This window comes from Colwellia sp. MB3u-8, assembly GCF_014076985.1.
Taxonomy (GTDB): domain Bacteria; phylum Pseudomonadota; class Gammaproteobacteria; order Enterobacterales; family Alteromonadaceae; genus Cognaticolwellia.
In genome coordinates, this window is sequence record NZ_JACGVA010000030.1 from 424,382 (window position 1) to 442,443 (window position 18,062).

The 18,062-nt window shown below is 39.3% G+C and carries 13 protein-coding genes; 6 read left to right on the forward strand and 7 right to left on the reverse strand.

What is annotated here, in order from left to right:
* The first annotated feature begins 261 nt into the window (after positions 1–261).
* From H4J54_RS01990 to H4J54_RS02000, 3 genes are all read left to right on the forward strand, one after another.
* Positions 262–1,332, forward strand: coding sequence for an ATP-binding protein (locus H4J54_RS01990; RefSeq protein WP_182189137.1), 1,071 nt, complete (start codon positions 262–264; stop codon positions 1,330–1,332).
* Positions 1,333–1,405: 73 nt separating this feature from the next.
* The gene (locus tag H4J54_RS01995) at positions 1,406–1,849 is read left to right on the forward strand and encodes a response regulator (protein WP_182189138.1); all 444 of its coding nucleotides are present in this window, start codon (positions 1,406–1,408) and stop codon (positions 1,847–1,849) included.
* A 448-nt stretch (positions 1,850–2,297) separates the two neighbouring features.
* Complete coding sequence (locus tag H4J54_RS02000) at positions 2,298–3,647, forward strand: Na+/H+ antiporter NhaC family protein (protein ID WP_182189139.1); 1,350 nt, start codon at positions 2,298–2,300, stop codon at positions 3,645–3,647.
* A 163-nt stretch (positions 3,648–3,810) separates the two neighbouring features.
* Here the strand turns inward: H4J54_RS02000 and H4J54_RS02005 are convergent, their stop codons facing one another.
* Both H4J54_RS02005 and H4J54_RS02010 read right to left on the reverse strand, forming a co-directional pair.
* Positions 3,811–4,605 carry a M48 family metallopeptidase gene (locus H4J54_RS02005; protein WP_182189140.1) on the reverse strand — a complete coding sequence of 265 codons (795 nt, stop codon included), beginning with the start codon at positions 4,603–4,605 and terminating at the stop codon, positions 3,811–3,813.
* Between the two features lie 264 nt (positions 4,606–4,869).
* Positions 4,870–5,607, reverse strand: coding sequence for a hypothetical protein (locus H4J54_RS02010; protein ID WP_182189141.1), 738 nt, complete (start codon positions 5,605–5,607; stop codon positions 4,870–4,872).
* A gap of 376 nt (positions 5,608–5,983) precedes the next feature.
* Between H4J54_RS02010 and H4J54_RS02015 the strand changes: the two genes are divergently transcribed.
* The gene (locus H4J54_RS02015) at positions 5,984–6,352 is read left to right on the forward strand and encodes a hypothetical protein (protein WP_182189142.1); all 369 of its coding nucleotides are present in this window, start codon (positions 5,984–5,986) and stop codon (positions 6,350–6,352) included.
* 20 nt (positions 6,353–6,372) lie between these two features.
* On the opposite strand, the gene ligA is transcribed toward H4J54_RS02015, so the two are convergent.
* The 3 genes from ligA to smc all read right to left on the reverse strand — a co-directional run bounded on the left by ligA (position 6,373) and on the right by smc (position 13,169).
* The gene (ligA, locus tag H4J54_RS02020; RefSeq protein WP_182189143.1) at positions 6,373–8,448 is read right to left on the reverse strand and encodes an NAD-dependent DNA ligase LigA; all 2,076 of its coding nucleotides are present in this window, start codon (positions 8,446–8,448) and stop codon (positions 6,373–6,375) included.
* A gap of 102 nt (positions 8,449–8,550) precedes the next feature.
* A complete protein-coding gene (zipA, locus tag H4J54_RS02025; protein ID WP_182189144.1) occupies positions 8,551–9,612 on the reverse strand; it encodes a cell division protein ZipA in 1,062 nt (353 codons plus the stop codon).
* Positions 9,613–9,626: 14 nt separating this feature from the next.
* Positions 9,627–13,169, reverse strand: coding sequence for a chromosome segregation protein SMC (gene smc, locus H4J54_RS02030; protein ID WP_182189145.1), 3,543 nt, complete (start codon positions 13,167–13,169; stop codon positions 9,627–9,629).
* 218 nt (positions 13,170–13,387) lie between these two features.
* Here smc and cysZ point away from each other — a divergent pair, with 218 nt between their 5' ends.
* A complete protein-coding gene (cysZ, locus tag H4J54_RS02035; RefSeq protein ID WP_182189146.1) occupies positions 13,388–14,143 on the forward strand; it encodes a sulfate transporter CysZ in 756 nt (251 codons plus the stop codon).
* 367 nt (positions 14,144–14,510) lie between these two features.
* Positions 14,511–14,915: a hypothetical protein gene (locus H4J54_RS02040; protein WP_182189147.1), complete on the forward strand. Its 405-nt coding sequence runs from the start codon at positions 14,511–14,513 to the stop codon at positions 14,913–14,915.
* 151 nt (positions 14,916–15,066) lie between these two features.
* Here H4J54_RS02040 and H4J54_RS02045 read toward each other — a convergent pair whose 3' ends face one another.
* Together H4J54_RS02045 and H4J54_RS02050 are read right to left on the reverse strand one after the other, a co-directional pair.
* The gene (locus H4J54_RS02045; protein ID WP_182189148.1) at positions 15,067–16,926 is read right to left on the reverse strand and encodes a M1 family metallopeptidase; all 1,860 of its coding nucleotides are present in this window, start codon (positions 16,924–16,926) and stop codon (positions 15,067–15,069) included.
* 91 nt (positions 16,927–17,017) lie between these two features.
* The gene (locus H4J54_RS02050) at positions 17,018–17,884 is read right to left on the reverse strand and encodes an OmpA family protein (protein ID WP_182189149.1); all 867 of its coding nucleotides are present in this window, start codon (positions 17,882–17,884) and stop codon (positions 17,018–17,020) included.
* Positions 17,885–18,062 lie beyond the last annotated feature (178 nt).

Below are 18,062 nucleotides of genomic sequence, written 5' to 3' on the forward strand. Positions count from 1 at the left end.
AAAATTAAAGCTGCCTTTGGCTAAATACGCAAAAATATATTCTGATCCATTACGGGTAGTACTTTAGATCGCTCAATGCCTATTTCACACAAATTTCTCGTTGTGATATGCATTTACATTATCAATATAAGTTGATAATGTCTAAGAATATTTTATATATAAATCGCTTTGCATGTGTATATTTTGTATATAAATTGTAAACATTTCGTGTTTAAATTATGTACAAGATATTTAGATTAATGACCACGGATAACACCTAATATGAAAGTGATAGTAATAGAAGATAACCCCGATCATTTTGAGATTATTGAAGATGCGTTTGCGTCTATTACAGCAATACAGGCTCAAGTTGTTCGAGCTGACACTTTAGCCGCTGGAAAATCATTGCTATTTTCTGAGCACTTTGATATTTGCTTGTGCGACTTACAGCTTCCTGACTCAACAATAGCACAAACAGTAGAGTGGTTAAGTTCACAAACCCATCCATTGCCCATGGTAACATTAACCTCACTACACAGTATTGAAATAGCCCAAAACCTGCTGCACAAGGGCGTGCAAGACTATCTATCTAAAGACGAACTGACAGCACAATTACTCTACAAAACATGCCAGTATGCTATTGAACGTTTCAGACACCAACAAGAAGCCACTGGATATAATCAAGACATGCAAGTATTCTGTGACAGTTTATCGCACGATTTCAATGGCCACATTAACCGTATTAAAGGTGTATCCAGAGCGTTAAAGTCAGATTTGATGGAGAGAACCAGTTGCACAGCAGATGAATTGCAATGGTTTGATTATCTTGAAACAAGTACCTCAGAAGTACAAAACTTAGTCTCTGACTTGCAAAGTTACTTATCGGTTGGCTATGTAAACCAGAGCTTTGAAAAGGTCTGTTTGGAGTTGGTCGTCAAAAAAGTAGTGGCGTTCCTAAAAAGCGCCCTGCAAATTGATTTTGAAGTTAATATGCCAAACGAACTTGCGACCATTTCAGGCAACCCTGCGTTGTTGCAACTACTGTTCCAAAATCTTATCGCTAACAGCATAAAGTTCAATAATAACCGGCCAATTATCGACATAACCATGCAAGATAATGGTAATTATATTGATATTATTTTACAGGACAATGGCATTGGATTTGATCCAATACACGCCCAAAATATATTTTCGCCGTTTAATCGACTGGCTAATGGTAAGAAATTTTCAGGCTCTGGCTTAGGCTTAAGTATCGTTAAGCGCATCGTTGCACACCACGATGGCAGCATAGAAGCAGACTCAGCATTAGGCGTAGGCAGTAAATTTACCCTTAAATTAAAAAAAGAAGTATAAAAAGACTCATGTTTCACGTATCAACCATGGGCTAACTTATCTTAAAAAAGCCCAAACCAACAAGGAGACAAGTGTGGATAATTTTAAACCTATTTCGGCATTAATGGTAGAAGACAATATCGATCATGCAGAGCTGATGATAGATGCTTTCAACGATTTTAATATTAAAAATGCCATAGCACATGTCATGGACGGTGAGCAGGCTATTGCTTATCTAAAAAACGCAACACCTTATGAGGACAAGAGTAAATTTACCCGTCCAGATATTGTTTTTTTAGATATTAGAATGCCTAGACAAGGCGGTATTGAAACGCTAAAAATAATGAAAGCCGACGATGACCTGTGCAGTATTCCTGTTGTGATGATCAGTACCTCAAAAACGGCGCCAGAAATAAAAGAGTGTTATCGTTTAGGTGCTAGTGGCTATATTACTAAACCCCTAAAATTTGAAGACTTTTCAAAAAAAATGAAGGAATTAAACTACTATTGGGTACTCACATCTGAGTTACCAAAATAAAATATGAGCTGTTGTGAGCATGGTGTTAACTCGCCTGTTTAACAAGCGAGAAAATAATATCAAGACTTGAGCCATATTGGATAATCTCTGCTAGCGAAAACCAGTAGGGATTTTTTTGCTTATCAAACTAGCAAGCAACTCACCTGATGTTCATCGATTGCTCTCACTATTTTTAACTAAGCTTCCTGAGCTTTAACTAAGCAAACAGAGCTTAACTTAAACATGAGTTAAGCATGAGTTAAGCATGAGTTAAGCATGAGTTCAGTAGTATTAGCCCCACAAGTAGTCTCCTTGTGCAATAAACAGCTATTGAAAAATAAAAACGAACTTCTAGACGTCTAGATTGACAAGTGATATTAACACCATATAATACTATTCAATATAGACATTCCACAAAATACAGTTATTGTTTAGTTTGAATATAATAATAACTAAAAAGATCCTATTCATGAGCCATAATATTTCATCTAGACCTACGCCAACGTCATCGCCCAAAAACAACCCAAAACAAAGTTTAAAAAGCCTGTTACCTTTTGGCGCTTTTCTCGCCATATTTTTGGGTACGGGTATCGTTTTAACACTACAAGGCGTTGACTTTGCCTTCTACCAATTACCCGCCAGCATTGCCATTATTCCAGCCATATTATTAGCTATTTATATGGGTAGAGAGACAGTAAATGAGCAAATTAGCCAATTTATCGCTGGGGCTGGTCATCAAAATATCATTACTATGTGTATTATTTATCTTTTGGCTGGCGCTTTCGCGACTGTGGCTAAAGCAACGGGTAGTGTTGATGCGAGTGTGCAGCTAGGGCTATCTTTTTTTCCTGATTACTTTTTACTGCCTGGGCTTTTCTTAGTGGCGGCATTTCTTGCCACCGCCATGGGAACGTCAATGGGCACCATTGCTGCCATAGCGCCGATTGCTTTAGGCTTTATTGAGTCTGCTAATATCGATGCTAGCCTTATTGCTGGCTGTATTATATCTGGGGCTATTTTTGGTGATAATTTATCGATAATTTCTGATACCACGATAGCCTCGACCCGCAGCCAAGGCGCGCACATGAAAGATAAGTTTCGGGTAAACTTTAAGTTTGCTGTGCCTGCCGCATTAATCTGTTTAGCTATTTTAGCCGCCAATGGGGTTGCCTTAAACCACGAGGTTAGCCAAGACCTTGATGTTATCGGTTTCTTGCCTTATATCGTTATTTTGGTATTAGCGCTGTCAGGTGTGAATGTTTTTATGGTGCTCATTATCGGTATTATCTTAGCCGCGGCGATTGGTATGCTCAACAACGGTTATCAATTGGCGAGTTGGGTAAGTGATATCAATAAAGGCTTTGCCAGTATGCAAGATATCTTTATTTTGTCGTTATTTATTGGTGGTCTAAGTGAATTAATTAAACGCCAAGGCGGCTTAAGTGCTCTAACAGCGAGTATTGAAGGCTTAACGCATAAGATTAGCCCACACAATAAAAAGCGCGCTGCTGGTATTGGTATTGGCGCTTTAGCCTTTTGTTGTAATTTTTTCACTGCAAACAATACGGTTTCTATTATTGTGACCGGTGAAACGGCAAAAGACTTAGCCACTGATGGTGAACTCAGCCCAGCTCATTCAGCCAGTTTATTAGATATTTACGCTTGTATAAACCAAGGTTTATTACCCTACGGTGCTCAAGCTTTATTGCTGGGCGCTACCTTAAAAATATCCCCTTTAGAAGTGGTCGCCAATGCCTACTACCCGATGATTTTATTTTTTGTGGCTAGTTTTGCTTTTTGGCGTATTACGAAAAAATAAGCGACTTGCTCAAGCTAAAAAAAAACCGCTACGCTAATATGCTCACTTAACATGAACAAACATTAGCCTAGCGGCCTTTGTTTTTGTTTCAGTTTCAGTTTCAAGCTTAAGTTTGAAACTGAAACAAAACTAAACTTACCTAGTTAAATTAAGTTAAGTTAAGTTAAATTGCCGGTTGTAGACATTTAGGCGCTGTGGCTTGTTTGAAAATTGGCGTTGATATCGGCAAGTGTGCGGTTAACTGTTTAATACGCGTGGCGTTTGACGGATGGGTCGACATAAATTCAGGTGGCGCAGCTTTTGATAGTTTCGCCATATTTTGCCACAGCTTGATACTCGCTTTTGGGTCAAAACCTGATGTTGCCATTAAGTCTTGGCCAACAATATCCGCTTCACTTTCATGGCTGCGACCATAGGGCATTAACACCCCGTACTGCACACCTAAACCTAAACCTGCCATCACGGTATTTCGACTTTCAACATTTTGGCTTTCAAGTACCCCACTGACAATTGATAGGCCTATTTGGCTAACCTGATTTGACGATAAGCGCTCGTTAGCATGATGTTCGATGACATGCCCGACTTCGTGACCAATAATAGCGCCTAATTGGTCTTGGTTTTCTGTTACTTTTAATATCCCAGTATAAACGCCAATTTTACCACCTGGCAGTGCAAAAGCATTGACTTGTTCCGAATCAAACACCACCACTTCCCAAGCGCCGTTATGAGCAGATTTTGGCACATTTTTGGTGATCGCATTAGCAACACATTGCACATAACGATTGATTTGGGGCGACTGGCTAATTTTTTCTTTGCTTTTCATTTCTTCAAATGAGGCGCTGCCCATTTTATTAAGCTCACTTTCTGACATCATCATTAACTGTGAACGACCCGTTGAAGACGTTGTACAACCCGTTAAGGTCATTATTGCTAGGCATAGTGCCAAGGTTAGTTTCATCTCTTCTCCTAAAATACAGTCTAAAAATGCAGCCTAAAAAAATGGCTTGAAAAATTTATTTTAACATAAATACTTTAATCACTTATGCTAAGGAATGAAATTTATACTAATTTCATTAATTAGGTGGTCTACTTTATACGCAGGAAAAACGACCAAATATAAGGCATTTATTTTAATAACTAGTTGTTCTAATTATTAAATAAATAACGCAGTAATTGGTTATTTTAACCAGTAAAAATGATCAGATAATTAGTGAGATTGGTATTATTTGTTGATTAGCGTGTCTTGGCCTTTACTGACCCCATAAATATCATCAGGGAAAAAACCTAAGGTGACATGAAAGTCTTTATTTTTTAACAATAAGTTTTGACGAATAAATTGTCCATCCGCAGAGGATGCAACCACAAAGTAGCTGTTTTTCTCATCATTTTCAACGTGACCTAAACCATGTAAAATAACACGAAATTGCTCAGGTAATTTCAATTGTGCTTTATTAATAGTTTGATATTCATACGGATTGACCAAGGTAATATGAAAAGTTTGCTGATCACGCGCCGCTTGATACTGGCGATAAATAGCATATTGCTCTTCGCCTAATGCCGTTTTTAGTTGCTCTAAGTAACCGCTAAGGTCAGCCAGAGAAACTTTACCCCCTAAGTAAACTAAACCACTATTGTCTCTAAGTTCACTAATCTCTAAGCTTAAGGTTTTATCTTCGTTAAAGCTGTCGGCTGACAATGGATTTGCCGACTGCGCTAGCACTCTGGCTAAAGGCGTGGCTTTTTGTGACTTGGCTTCTAGTTTAGGATTTTCTTCTGTATAAGTACTGATATCATTATTTATATAAGTACTGCCAGTAATCATGGCAACTTGCTCAAGGCTTTGAACCAGTGATTTTTTTTCTTGTGTCAGCACTAGATGCTTTGTTAAGGGGGTTGCCGTAGCAGAATTAGCTAGGGTGGAGATCATGATGATCACAGCCCAATATATTTTTTTATTCATGAGATTAATTTCCTTCATGGCGCGCCACCTTAATGTTATGTCATTTATTGACCTAAGTTAGCACTATGTTCACTAGACGTTTCAGCAGACTTTTTTCAACACAGTGTTTTCAGCATTTTTTTCAGGGCTTAAGCACCTAAGCAGAGAGCTAGTATACTGTGAAAGTTTACCTTCACTAACGCAGACCCGTTAAATTTTTTATCTTACGGGCATAGTATCACTGACATTTCATCACGTTAATCGATATACTGAACCCGCGTCAGTATTTTGCCTAATAGCAAGGCAACAGCGACAATAAAAATTAATCACTTTGGGTTTTCTCAAGTCTTTATCTACATTAACTTAATCATAACGAGCAGGAGTTACTTTTCACTTAATGCCATTTTCAATTACCCCAGAACTCTTTAATTATATTGCGATTACCTTTGCCCGTTTTAAATGGCAACTTTTAGCCTGGAGCCTATTCTTTTTTGTGCTTTATATTGCTTTGCAATCACAAATTCAACTCAAAACTCCTAGTGTATTGGTTTGGTTAGCAATACTTATTTTATTTGTTGCGATTGAAAGCTTAGTGGTTTCAGCATTTATGTTTTTCTTTCAGGTGCTGCCCTCAACACGAGAAGAAAATGGTCCTTGGTTTACCTTCTATCGAAGCATTGAATGGTGTGAAACAATACTATTTGCCATATTACTGCCTTTACCCATAGTATTGTTTATTTATGCCTTTGTCCGCTTAGCTATTTAGTTGCTTAGCTAGTTAATTTTTTAACTATTGAGTAGCGCGATCATCTCATCTTCTGTTAAGACGCTAACGCCTAAGGTTTGTGCTTTGACTAATTTAGAGCCTGATTTTTCGCCAGCAACTAAATAATGGGTTTTGGCTGAAATACTGCCCGACACTTTTGCACCTAAAGCTTGTAATGCCGTTTTAGCTTCATTGCGGCCCATTTTACTTAAGGTGCCGGTGAGTACAAAAGTTTGATCTTTTAGTGGTAATTCGTCGTCACTCTTAGGTTCAATATCTGGCCATGATATAATATTTTCAAGCTCTTCAACGACTTCAATATTATGCGCTTGAGCAAAAAAGTTAATAATATTTTTTGCCACTATCACACCCACATCGGGTACTTGTTGTAATTGTGCTTCGGTCGCCGATTTAATCGCGGTAAAATTAAGAAAATATTGTGCTAGGTTTGCTGCGGTAGTTTCACCTACTTCCCGAATACCCAAAGCATAAACAAATTTTGCTAAGGTGGTGTTTTTCGCAACCTTAAGGCCTTTAATTAAATTATCAGCTGACTTTTGCCCCATGCGCTGCATGGTACTGACATCAAGTGTGGTTAATTTAAATAAGTCGGCAGGCGTTTTTATCAAGCCTTCATCCACTAACTGCTCAACTAATTTATCGCCTAAACCGTCAATATCAAGCGCCTTGCGCGAAGCAAAGTGTTTAATGGCTTCTTTACGTTGTGCCTGACAATATAAACCGCCAGTACAACGTAATACCGCCTCTCCTTCTGCCTTTAAAACCGCAGACTGACAAACCGGACACAGGGTTGGAAAGCTAATAACTTGGGCATTTTCAGGGCGACGTTCAAGCACCACACTGACGATTTGCGGAATAACGTCACCGGCGCGACGAATGATAACAGTATCCTTTATCTGTATGCCTAAACGGTCGATTTCGTCTTGATTATGCAAGGTGGCATTGCTAACAGTAACGCCACCAACAGATATGGGTTTAAGGCGGGCAACCGGTGTTATTGCACCGGTTCGGCCCACTTGAAAGTCGACTGATTCCAGTATGGTTAGCTCTTCTTGAGCTGGAAATTTATAGGCGGTAGCCCAACGCGGAGCGCGAGCAACGAAGCCAAGTTGCTGCTGCAGGGCAATGTCATCCACTTTAAATACAGTACCGTCAATTTCATAACTTAAGGCAGCACGTTGTTGTAAAATATCTTGATAGAAGGCTTCTACTTGCGTGGCATTTTCCAGTAGTTTTACTTCAGGACACATAGGTAAGCCTAACGCTTTTATTTGGCATAAACGCTGATAATGAGAATTTTCCAACCAGCTTTCGTCAATACTTTTTCTGTCGTCGTCACGCTCTGCTATCTTTACTAAAGCGCCGACAAAGCCGATACCATAAGCATAAAAGCCCAAGTTACGTTTTGCGGTAATTTTAGAGTCTAACTGTCGTAAGCTGCCTGCGGCGGCATTGCGTGGATTAGCAAAACCTTTTTCACCTTTTTTTATCGCCTGTTTATTTAAAGCGTCAAAGCTAGCTTTTGGCATAAACACTTCGCCACGAACTTCTAAAATATCAGGAAAACTTGTCCCTTGTAAACGTAATGGAATAGATTTTATGGTGCGCACGTTTTCGGTAATATTTTCACCCACTGTGCCATCACCACGAGTAGCCGCTTGAACAAAAACACCGTTTTCATAACGTAAACTTACCGCTAAACCGTCCAACTTAGGCTCGGCGCAAATGGCAAAATCAAGCCTTGATTTTATACCGCCTCGATTTAACCTATCGAGTAGTCGTTTAACAAATGCTTGCCATTCATCTGCTGAAAAAACATTGTCTAACGACAACATAGGTAATTGATGTGTTACTTGACTAAAAGATTTAAGCGCCGCCCCACCCACCTTTTGGCTAGGTGAATCAAGGGTTTTCAGTGCTGGGTGTGCGGTTTCTAAGGTCATTAATTCCCGCATTAACCGGTCGTATTCAATATCAGGTACACTAGGCTCATCAAGCACGTAATATTGATGATTGTAGTGATTAAGCAACTGACATATTTCAGTAATGCGTTTAGTAACCGTTTGTTCAGACATAAGTTTTATTTACTTTGAGAGTTGATTTTTTACGGTCAATAATGTGCGGCAAGTTTACCAGTGCACATTATTGACCATGAAATTTATCGAGCAGAAAAGTTTTTACTGTGAGCCGATGCGACTCTTGCGTTCAAACTCGCGAATAAGGCCAATATAATGCTGTTCAGTTTGTTTGGTCATCACACTACGCTTGTGATCGAGTAATTGCCCATGAAACTCTACCGCCAGTTGTTTAGCCGCATTTAACATTTGCTCAAACACTGAAAAAGCATCACCTGGATTAGGTAAGGTCATAAAAAGGGTAATGCCTTGGGTGCTAAAGTTTTCCATATCATCAAGATTAAACGTACCCGGATTCATCATATTGGCTAGGCTAAAGGTCACTTTTCCATTACCGGCGTTGTCTTGATGACGATGAAATATATTCATTTCGCCATATTTCATTCCTAAAGTCAGTAATGAGGGTAATAACGCAGCGCCTGACATCACTTGTCCTTTTGGCATAACAACCGAGAGCACGATAACTTGCGGCTCAATATTGATAGCGGTAGGTTTTTCACTTGCCGGTGTTGCCGACAGACTAGGCTCATCTTTGTTAAGCGCAGCGGCTTTATTCACTAATATGTCTGGCTTTGCCTGTGTCACTGGTTGTTGATAAACCGGTTTGGTTTGCAGGGCTTTTTTTCTATTAGCTTCATGGGTGGCCGTTTTATTAGCGGCTGACTCTTCAAAGCAGTCTTTGTCATAATCAGCTGTGTCTGACAAGGTTTGTTGCTTTAAATGCTCTGGTACGGCTTCAGTATCATTGTGCAGAGCACCGAAATTTAGTCCTTGCTCTTGGCCTTTTTCGTCAAAGTCAGCCAGAGGAACATCATTTGGCATGGGTGCTTCGCTATAAAAATCTGCACTACCTTCAACACGATGAGACTTAACAGCAAGCTCATCATCTTGGGCGCTAGCGCCAATCACTTTTGGCTTACTCACCCCGTCTTGATCAAAACCTGAGCCATCAAAACCCCGTGGCTTTGATGCCACAGGATCTACTTTAGTTTTTAATTTATAGGGATTTTTTTGTTTTCTAATAGTCCAATAACCATGAATAAAAATAGCGACTATCACGATAGCACTAATAATAATTAATGTGTTTCTGAAATTATTTTCCATTACCTTGCCTATGCTTATACTTCTGCCATGGCGATTGCTTCGTCAATATCAACCGCTACCATACGTGAAACACCTGGTTCAAACATAGTAACTCCGGTTAAATGTGACGCCATCTCCATAGCTATTTTATTATGACTTATATATATAAATTGCACTGTTTGCGACATTTCTCGCACTAGATTACAAAAACGACTCACATTTGCATCATCTAAAGGTGCATCCACTTCATCAAGTAAACAAAATGGTGCCGGGTTCAATCTAAAAATCGCGAAGACTAATGATAATGCGGTCAGCGCTTTTTCTCCACCAGATAATAGATGAATTGTGCTATTTTTTTTACCTGGCGGTCTGGCCATAATGGTAACCCCTGTTTCCAATAGGTCTTCACCGGTCAAGGTTAAGTACGCTTGACCACCACCAAAGACCTTAGGAAATAACACCTGTAGGTCTTTATTAACCTGATCAAAAGTCAGTTTAAACTTATGACGGCTTTCTTTATCTATTTTTGCAATTGCCGCTTCTAGAGTACTAATTGCATTATTGAGATCTTGATCTTGTTGGTCAAGGTAACTTTTACGCTTGAACTGGCTTTCATACTCTTCAATGGCGGCTAAATTAATCGCCCCTAATAACTGTATATCTTTAGCCAATTTAATTAACTGCGCTTGCCAGAGCGATTCTTTCGCATTGGCGGGCATGGCCTCAATGACACTAGCAATATTTTGTTGTAACTCAGCTAGAGTCTCCAAGGTACTTTCGGCTCTTAATTTAAAACCTTCGCTATCTAATTGTAAACGCGCTAATTGCTGATTAAGCGCACTGATTTTATTTTGACTGCTTTTTTGCTGTAATTCTAATGTCGCTAAACGTGTTTGGCTGTCATTCAAAGTTTGCTGATTAAATTGCAGCTTGTCATTAATGGCGACTAGGTTATCGAGCCATTCGGGTAACTGTTGCTCAAACTCTTGTATTGGCTGACTGTTATCGGTAAAAACTTGGCTATTACTGCTCAACCTTTGGGTCAATAAATTAACATTTTCTTGATTAGAGCGAATACTTTGTTCACCTTGCATACGCTGATTTTTAAGTTGTTCAACCACTAAGCTCGATTGATGTCGTTGTTGATGCAATGTTTGGCTGCGCGTTTGAATTTGCTCAATTGACGCTTGTAATCGTGTTTGTTGTTCAGAGAAATTATCCACGCTATCGCCGCTGTCATCAGATACTTGTGTTATTTGCGCTTGAAAATCAGCTAACTTTTGTTTAGCGATATGCTCACTGTTTAGCAAGTCATCTATTTGCTCAGTTAATTTTTGCTGCTGACTTTGTTGTTGTTCACTCGCCTGAGCTTTTAATGAAATTAAGTTGTTAAGCTCATTAAGTTTAGCGTGTTTTAAGCTGATATTTTGACTAATAGCACTTTTTTCACTTGCTAATCGTGCTTGCTGTTCGCTGGTTTGACTTTGCTGCTGCTCGGTATTTTGTTGTCTGCTCGATAAATCCTGAATCGCAGTTTGCTCACTGGCAAGTTGGCGTTGCAAGCTAATATAGTCGTAACCTTGTTCAATCTTGCCTTTGGTTAGCATGTGATGATGCAACCAAGTGCCGTCTGGGCAAATAATACTTTGGTGACTCGCTACATTCGATAATTCCTGCTTAGCTTCACGATAATTTTCAGCCAGAAAAATAGTATTAAAATAACTCGTGAGCGCACTAACACCACTCACTTTATTGGCTAAAGTATTCGCTTTAATTGTACTTAACGCGATGTTATGTTTATCCATACTTTGAGCACTGCTTTGATCAGGGCTTTGAGCCAAACTTTCAGCGCTGTGTCGATAAACAAAACACAAGTTATCCGCCGCTAAGTTGCCATCCGTATCAGCGTTGGGCAAGGTCTCAATAACATGGCCAGCTAACCAATGTGATAATACCACTTCAACCGCTTGCTCCCAGCCAAGAGCCACGTCAAGTTGACTTTGCAACGACACAACATCAGTAATGTTTTGCTGACTAAACCATAGGGCTTGTTTTTCACTCCAAGGCGATGTATCAGCAAGTTTTATCTGTAATGCTTCAATCACTTGACTTTTAACCGTGTGCTGGCCTGCAGCTACCGCCAACGTTTGACTTAATTCTCGGGACACTTGCTGCAGGCTTGCTGCTTTATCCGTTATCTGATCCTGTTGTTTTTGCAACTGTTCAATAGCGCCTGTTACCCGCGTTTTTTGTTGCCCTAATGCCTGCTCAGCAGCCGGGTCTTGTCGTGGTAATAAAGTTATTTGCTGATGCAATTTAATGCTTTGCTGGCTAACCTGTTCAATAATGGTTTGTTGTTGAGTAATATGAGCATGTATGGTCAATTTTTGCTGCTGATTTTTGTCGCGCTTTTGCTGGTGTTGCTGCCATTGGCTTTGCAATTCTTTCTGTTCTACTTGCTGTTGTGCCAACGCTGTTTGACAAGTTTTTAACGCCGCCTCTGTCGCTTGCAGTTGCGGTTGTTGTTCATTTAATTGTGTATTAAACAATTGCAACTGCGCTTGTTCGGTTAAAATTAACTGTTGTGCATTGAGTAATTGCTGTTGAGTGAGTTCGTTGTCGGTTTGACTTTTTTCTGACTGCTCTTTTAAGTACTTAACTTGCTGTTCAGCGCGAGCAATATTTTGCGTGACATTAAGCTTTTGCTGATGCAGTGTTTGATTATTATCATTGCATGCCTGCATGCTGGCTTTTAACTCAATCATCACTAAATCATTTTGACTTAGCTCAGCATTTTGACTTTCAACTTTACTTTCAAGCGCTAGAATTCGCGTTTGATGTTGTTGACGTTGCTGATCAAATTTTTGCCAGCGTAACACCGCTAGCTCGGCTTTATATTTGCGCTCTTGTTGTTTTAAGGTACGAAAGCGTTTGGCTGCTTCTGCTTGTTGATGCAATTTATCAATTTGTACATCAAGTTCAAGACGAATATCACTGAGCCGTGCTAAGTTTTCTCTGGTGTGACGTATTCTAGTTTCGGTTTCTTTACGGCGTTCTTTATATTTTGATATGCCCGCCGCTTCTTCAAGAAACACCCGTAACTCTTGTGGTTTTGATTCGATTAAACGAGAAATAGTGCCTTGTTCGATAATGGCATAACTGCGAGGCCCTAAACCGGTACCAAGAAAAATATCGGTAATATCGCGACGCCGGCACTTTGTACCATTTAAAAAATAAGTATTGATACTCTCGCGATTAACCACTCGACGCACCGAAACTTGGCTTCTGTCGGCCATATCACCTTGAATGCGGCCCTGAGTATTATCAAAAACTAACTCGACACTCGCTTGGCCAATAGGTTTTCGACTGGCTGCACCATTAAAAATGACATCAGTCATGGCTTCGCCACGCAGGTTTTTCGCAGAACTTTCGCCCAAGACCCAACGCACAGCATCAATAATATTGGACTTGCCACAGCCATTTGGTCCAACAATGGCGGTCATTTGTTGTTCAAAGTGAACTTTGGTGGGATCGACAAAGGATTTAAAACCTGCCAACTTTATATGCTTGAGTCGCATTAAATCGAAAAACCTAATCGCAATATTTTATTGGCTAAAATTAAAGCAAGAAACTCGCTAAATTTCTGTTAGCTAATAAAATTAGAATAAAACATCAGTAACTAAGGTAACTGTATCAGAGATTGATGTACTTTGTAACATCACAATACTGTTCATATTAGCCTAAGGAACCTATAATCGGGCTATGAATATCAATTAGTTAGGTTAATAAAACAACAATGAACAATAATAATAAACCCCCTTTGGCCGACGGTGGTGCTGGATATTTTATCAAAGGCTTTGAGTTGATCCGCACGCCTGGCATTCGACGTTTTGTATTTGTACCCTTAGCGGTTAATTTGATCCTTTTTAGTTATGCTTTTTATTATATGTTTTTGCAGCTCGAAAGTTATATGCTGACCTTAGACGATTGGCTGGGCGAATCGTTTTCTTGGCTCAGTAATTTTATTTGGCCATTAGCTGTGTTGTTTGTGTTAATTGTTTTTTCATTTATTTTCAGCTCTGTTGCCAATTGGTTAGCCGCACCCTTTAATGGTTTGTTATCAGAGAAAGTTGAGGCGTTATTAACAAATCAACCCTTAAATAATGCTGGGGCTTTCGACGTTGTTAAAGACATTCCTAGAACGCTAAGTCGCGAGTTAACTAAACTGGCTTACTATTTACCACGCGCACTGGCTTTCTTTTTACTTTATTGGCTACTACCGGTTATCGGCCAAGTGCTTTGGTTTTTATTTCTTGCTTGGATGATGGCAGTTCAATATAAAGATTATCCGTTTGATAACCACAAAATTAGTTTTAACCACATGCGTCAAGCCTTGAAGCAGCGCCAAGGGTTAAGTTATAGTTTTGGTATAACCACTGCCGTATTCTCGATGATCCCAATAGTAAACTTAGTTGTGATGCCCGTGGCTATTTGCGGTGCTACAGCACTGTGGGTTGACCATTATCGTGATGAATTTGTTGACCGTTCATAACAAATCAAATAACAATCAATAAGTTACTAACTTTTAAACGATAAGCCCAAACATTATGCATATTGTGATGTTTGTTTAAACTCGCGTTTACCTGCGGTTCAATGAGCTCAACGAAGATTTTACTATAATGTGACAGCAAAAAATCAATGGGCACACTTAATAATCTACCTGTGTCATTAATTAAATGATCTAGATTACGAACTTAATTACGGCCTTTATTTAATAATTTGTCGTGCTAATAATTAAATAAATAAACCTATTATGGCTGATTTCACTTAATATAAGTGATCATAGCCTTGGTGAACTGGGTTAAAATTTATCATTCAGATTATATTCATATTACATTGAGATTTAAAAGGAACTGGCAATGCAAGCACTGGACTATATACCCCAAACCTCATTTTTATGCCGTACTTTATTACTGCTGATGTTAAGTTTTAGCATTAACGCCGCCAGTATTGAGTCAGAAAAGATTACTAGAGATACAATGGATATTCCGGTCATTGAAGGCGCGCGCATATTTGCCAAATTTGATGATAAAACACCTATGGTGATCAATTACTTCACCTCAGTAACTGAAGATGACGTCATAGCGTTTTATAATAAAAATTATGGTGAGCCGATTCAGCACGAGCGTAAACGTGGCCGTTTAACTTTAAAATACCAAAAAAATTTACAACAAATACGTGTGGTTATTTCACAGCAAAACAAGCTGCGCCAAGTTGATGTCCTTGTTGATGTTATGGTTGATAAACGCACAGTAGAGCCATAATTATTTGTATAAAAAGCTAATGGCTAGACATAAAAAAACATCGCAAATAGCGATGTTTTTTTACTTTCTATTACCTTAACTTTTGAAAATTAACTAACTAACTCGCTCATTAATGCAATCATTGATCGCAACAACTGGACTTAAGTTGAACTTAATTTAACAAAATAGCGTCAACAGTACCCTGTGCTAATGGGTGGTAACCTGGACGTGCCTTTTTATATACCGCTTGTGCCCAACGCTTGCCTTTTGCAGATGTTGCCAACTCTTTATATAAAGGCACAATGAGCTTACGTCTACCTATTGATTCTAAGTAGTTTGCCATCGCCGGATACACCACGTCATAACCCGAGCGTAATGCTAACAAATACCAAGCATGAGCAACCTCGGCGTTGCTACTTTTGGTGAGGTTAAAGGCTTTATCTAAACTGGCCATACGCTGATGAGAAATACTCAAAGGCAGATTATTAATAAAGTGTAACCATTCATGTAAGGTCCAGTTTTGTGTCGGTATTTGCGCCAACTCGAGCTGATCACTGGTCCATTTTGAAATAGTATCATCAATTTTAATAAAAGCATTTGAGCGTGGCTTAGGGGCGTAACTAGGTAAACCTTGCTCATAAATCCATTCATTGAGTTCGACATCACTCACGATATTAGGGTATTTATCCGTTAAATTAGCTTTGAGATAAATAACAAAGTTTTTGGTACCTAAACTTTGAAAGGCGTGATCATCAAAATATTGCATGATGAAGGTATCAAATTTGTCTCGACCAAACTTTTCTTCTAAGTAAACTAAAAATAACTGCCCTTTAGTATAAGGTACGCCAGAAAAAGCATCATCAGGGTCACGACCTTTAAGGTCGATATACAACTGAGTATCGCCTGGTGGTAGTTCAGCCATTTCATAACTTAAATTTTGCGCATCTAATGCGCGTTCCATTAAGGCTCTATCGGCGCCAAATACGGCTTCCATAATACGATTTTCAACATAACTGGTAAAACCTTCGTTTAACCATAAATCGCGCCAGCTTTCATTGGTCACTAAGTTACCTGACCAAGAGTGTGCTAGTTCATGAGCAATTAAATTGACTAAACTTTTATCACCCGCAACGACGGTTGGCGTAATAAATGACAATCTCGGATTTTCCATGCCACCAAAAGGAAAACTTGGTGGTAATATTAATAAGTCATATCGACCCCAACGATAGGCGCCAAAAAGCTTTTCAGTTTCATCGATCATCAATTGCGTATCATCAAACTCAGCAACGGCCCGATCTAAAATGTATTGTTCGGCATAAATACCGGTTTGCTTACTCATAGCTTTAAACTGTAAATCACCCACGGCAATAGCAATTAAATAAGCGGGAATAGCTTGCGGCATAGCAAACGAATAATCGCCATCACGTAAAGCATCAGGTTTATTGTCCGCACTCATCACGGCTAACAAGTCGTCTCTGGTGGTAATGCGAGCGTTGTAAGTCATGCGCACGCTAGGCGTATCTTGTATGGGTATCCAAGAGCGGGCATGAATGGCTTGGCTTTGGCTAAACATAAAGGGTTTGTCTTTACCGGCGGTTTGCTCAGGAGATAACCACTGTAAACCAGAGGCTTGCGGCAGTGAGTTATAATAAACTCTAATCATTGGCGTTTGAAAAGGTGTGTTAATGGTTAGCTTTGAACCCATCACATCATCACGCTTAGCCAAGTGGTAATTTAATTTTACCCACTGATCACTGGCATTTTTTGCCATCACACGATGAATGTCTAAATCGCGGGTATCTAAATAAATATCAGCGACATCATCGTTCAGCCAGTTAAGGCTTAATTCAGCAAAGCCCTTTAATGACTTTTGCTCAAAATCAACATTCAAGTCTAGATAAAGGTGGCTAATTTTTACTTGGTGATAATTTGCATAAGTTAATGCATCGGCTGCTTGCGCCGAGGCTAATTGAACCCAGGCAAGCTGTACAACGCAAAGCGTAGTGGCAACAAGGCGAACTAAAAATTTCATAAATCACATCCAAAGCTAAAAAGGCCTGTAGGTTACAGTGAATCTACAGGCCTCTTCAAGTGCTATTTATTTTTAACCGCTTAAGATAAAACTATGGCTGTTCCATACGGATAACAACTCGACGGTTTTTGCCACGGCCGATAATGGTTTCATTAGAAGCTACGTGGCGCTTTTCGCCATAACCATTCGCTTCAATGCGACTCGCGTCGATACCGCTGCTAACAATAAGTTCTCTGACATTATTTGCTCGACGTTGTGACATTTTCAAGTTAGTGTTTCGGCCACCATAACTATCTGAATAGCCATCAATGAGCACTAAGTCTAGTTTAGAATCAAGTGCTAAGTACTCAACAATCATATTCATCCGCTTTTGTGATGCTTTGGTTAATTTATCAGAGCCAAATTGATAGTTAAGCACGGTGTAAGAAATATCATCAAAGTTAAAGTCTAGTAAATTGCTCACGCAACTGACAAAGGCTTGATACGCTTGCTGAAAACGTGCGGTAGATAAACCAACGGTAATTTTATCGTTATCACTGTACCAGTCGTTATAATAAAATGTTGGGCTCATGCCTTGATCAAGCTCATTAAGCATATTCCAAGCAATTTTTTTCGGTAGACCGGGTGAGAATTGTTTATGTAGTGTCATATTCGCCAACGTTCTACCGGCAATGCCAGGTCGCCAATTAGGCGCTTCAGAACGTACTTCGGCTAAAGAATAGCTGTCAGGCAGACGCATCATGTCCAGTTCAAATTCCATATTCATTTTTCGGCTCGCCGAACTATAAAATTTGGCTTGACCATAACGTGGAATTTGATGTGATAAGGTGCATTGCAAGCGAGAATTATCGGTTAACTGCCAACTAGAGTTTGAAATATCTGCGCGATATTGCCTAATCCCCGCATTTGTTTGGGCAATCAGTAAGGATAATGTAACTAGCGTAATAGTTTTTTTCATAAAAATAATTTCATGTCAATTAAGGTAAATTTTATAGCGACATCTTTACTATCGACAAAATCGTCAATAACTTTAACAGTTAATTAAAATATAGCCAAAAATAAATTCACGCTTTTAGTTTTGGGTGATGTCTTAACCGTTTATTTCTGCGATAATCTCAAATAATATTTTTGCTAAC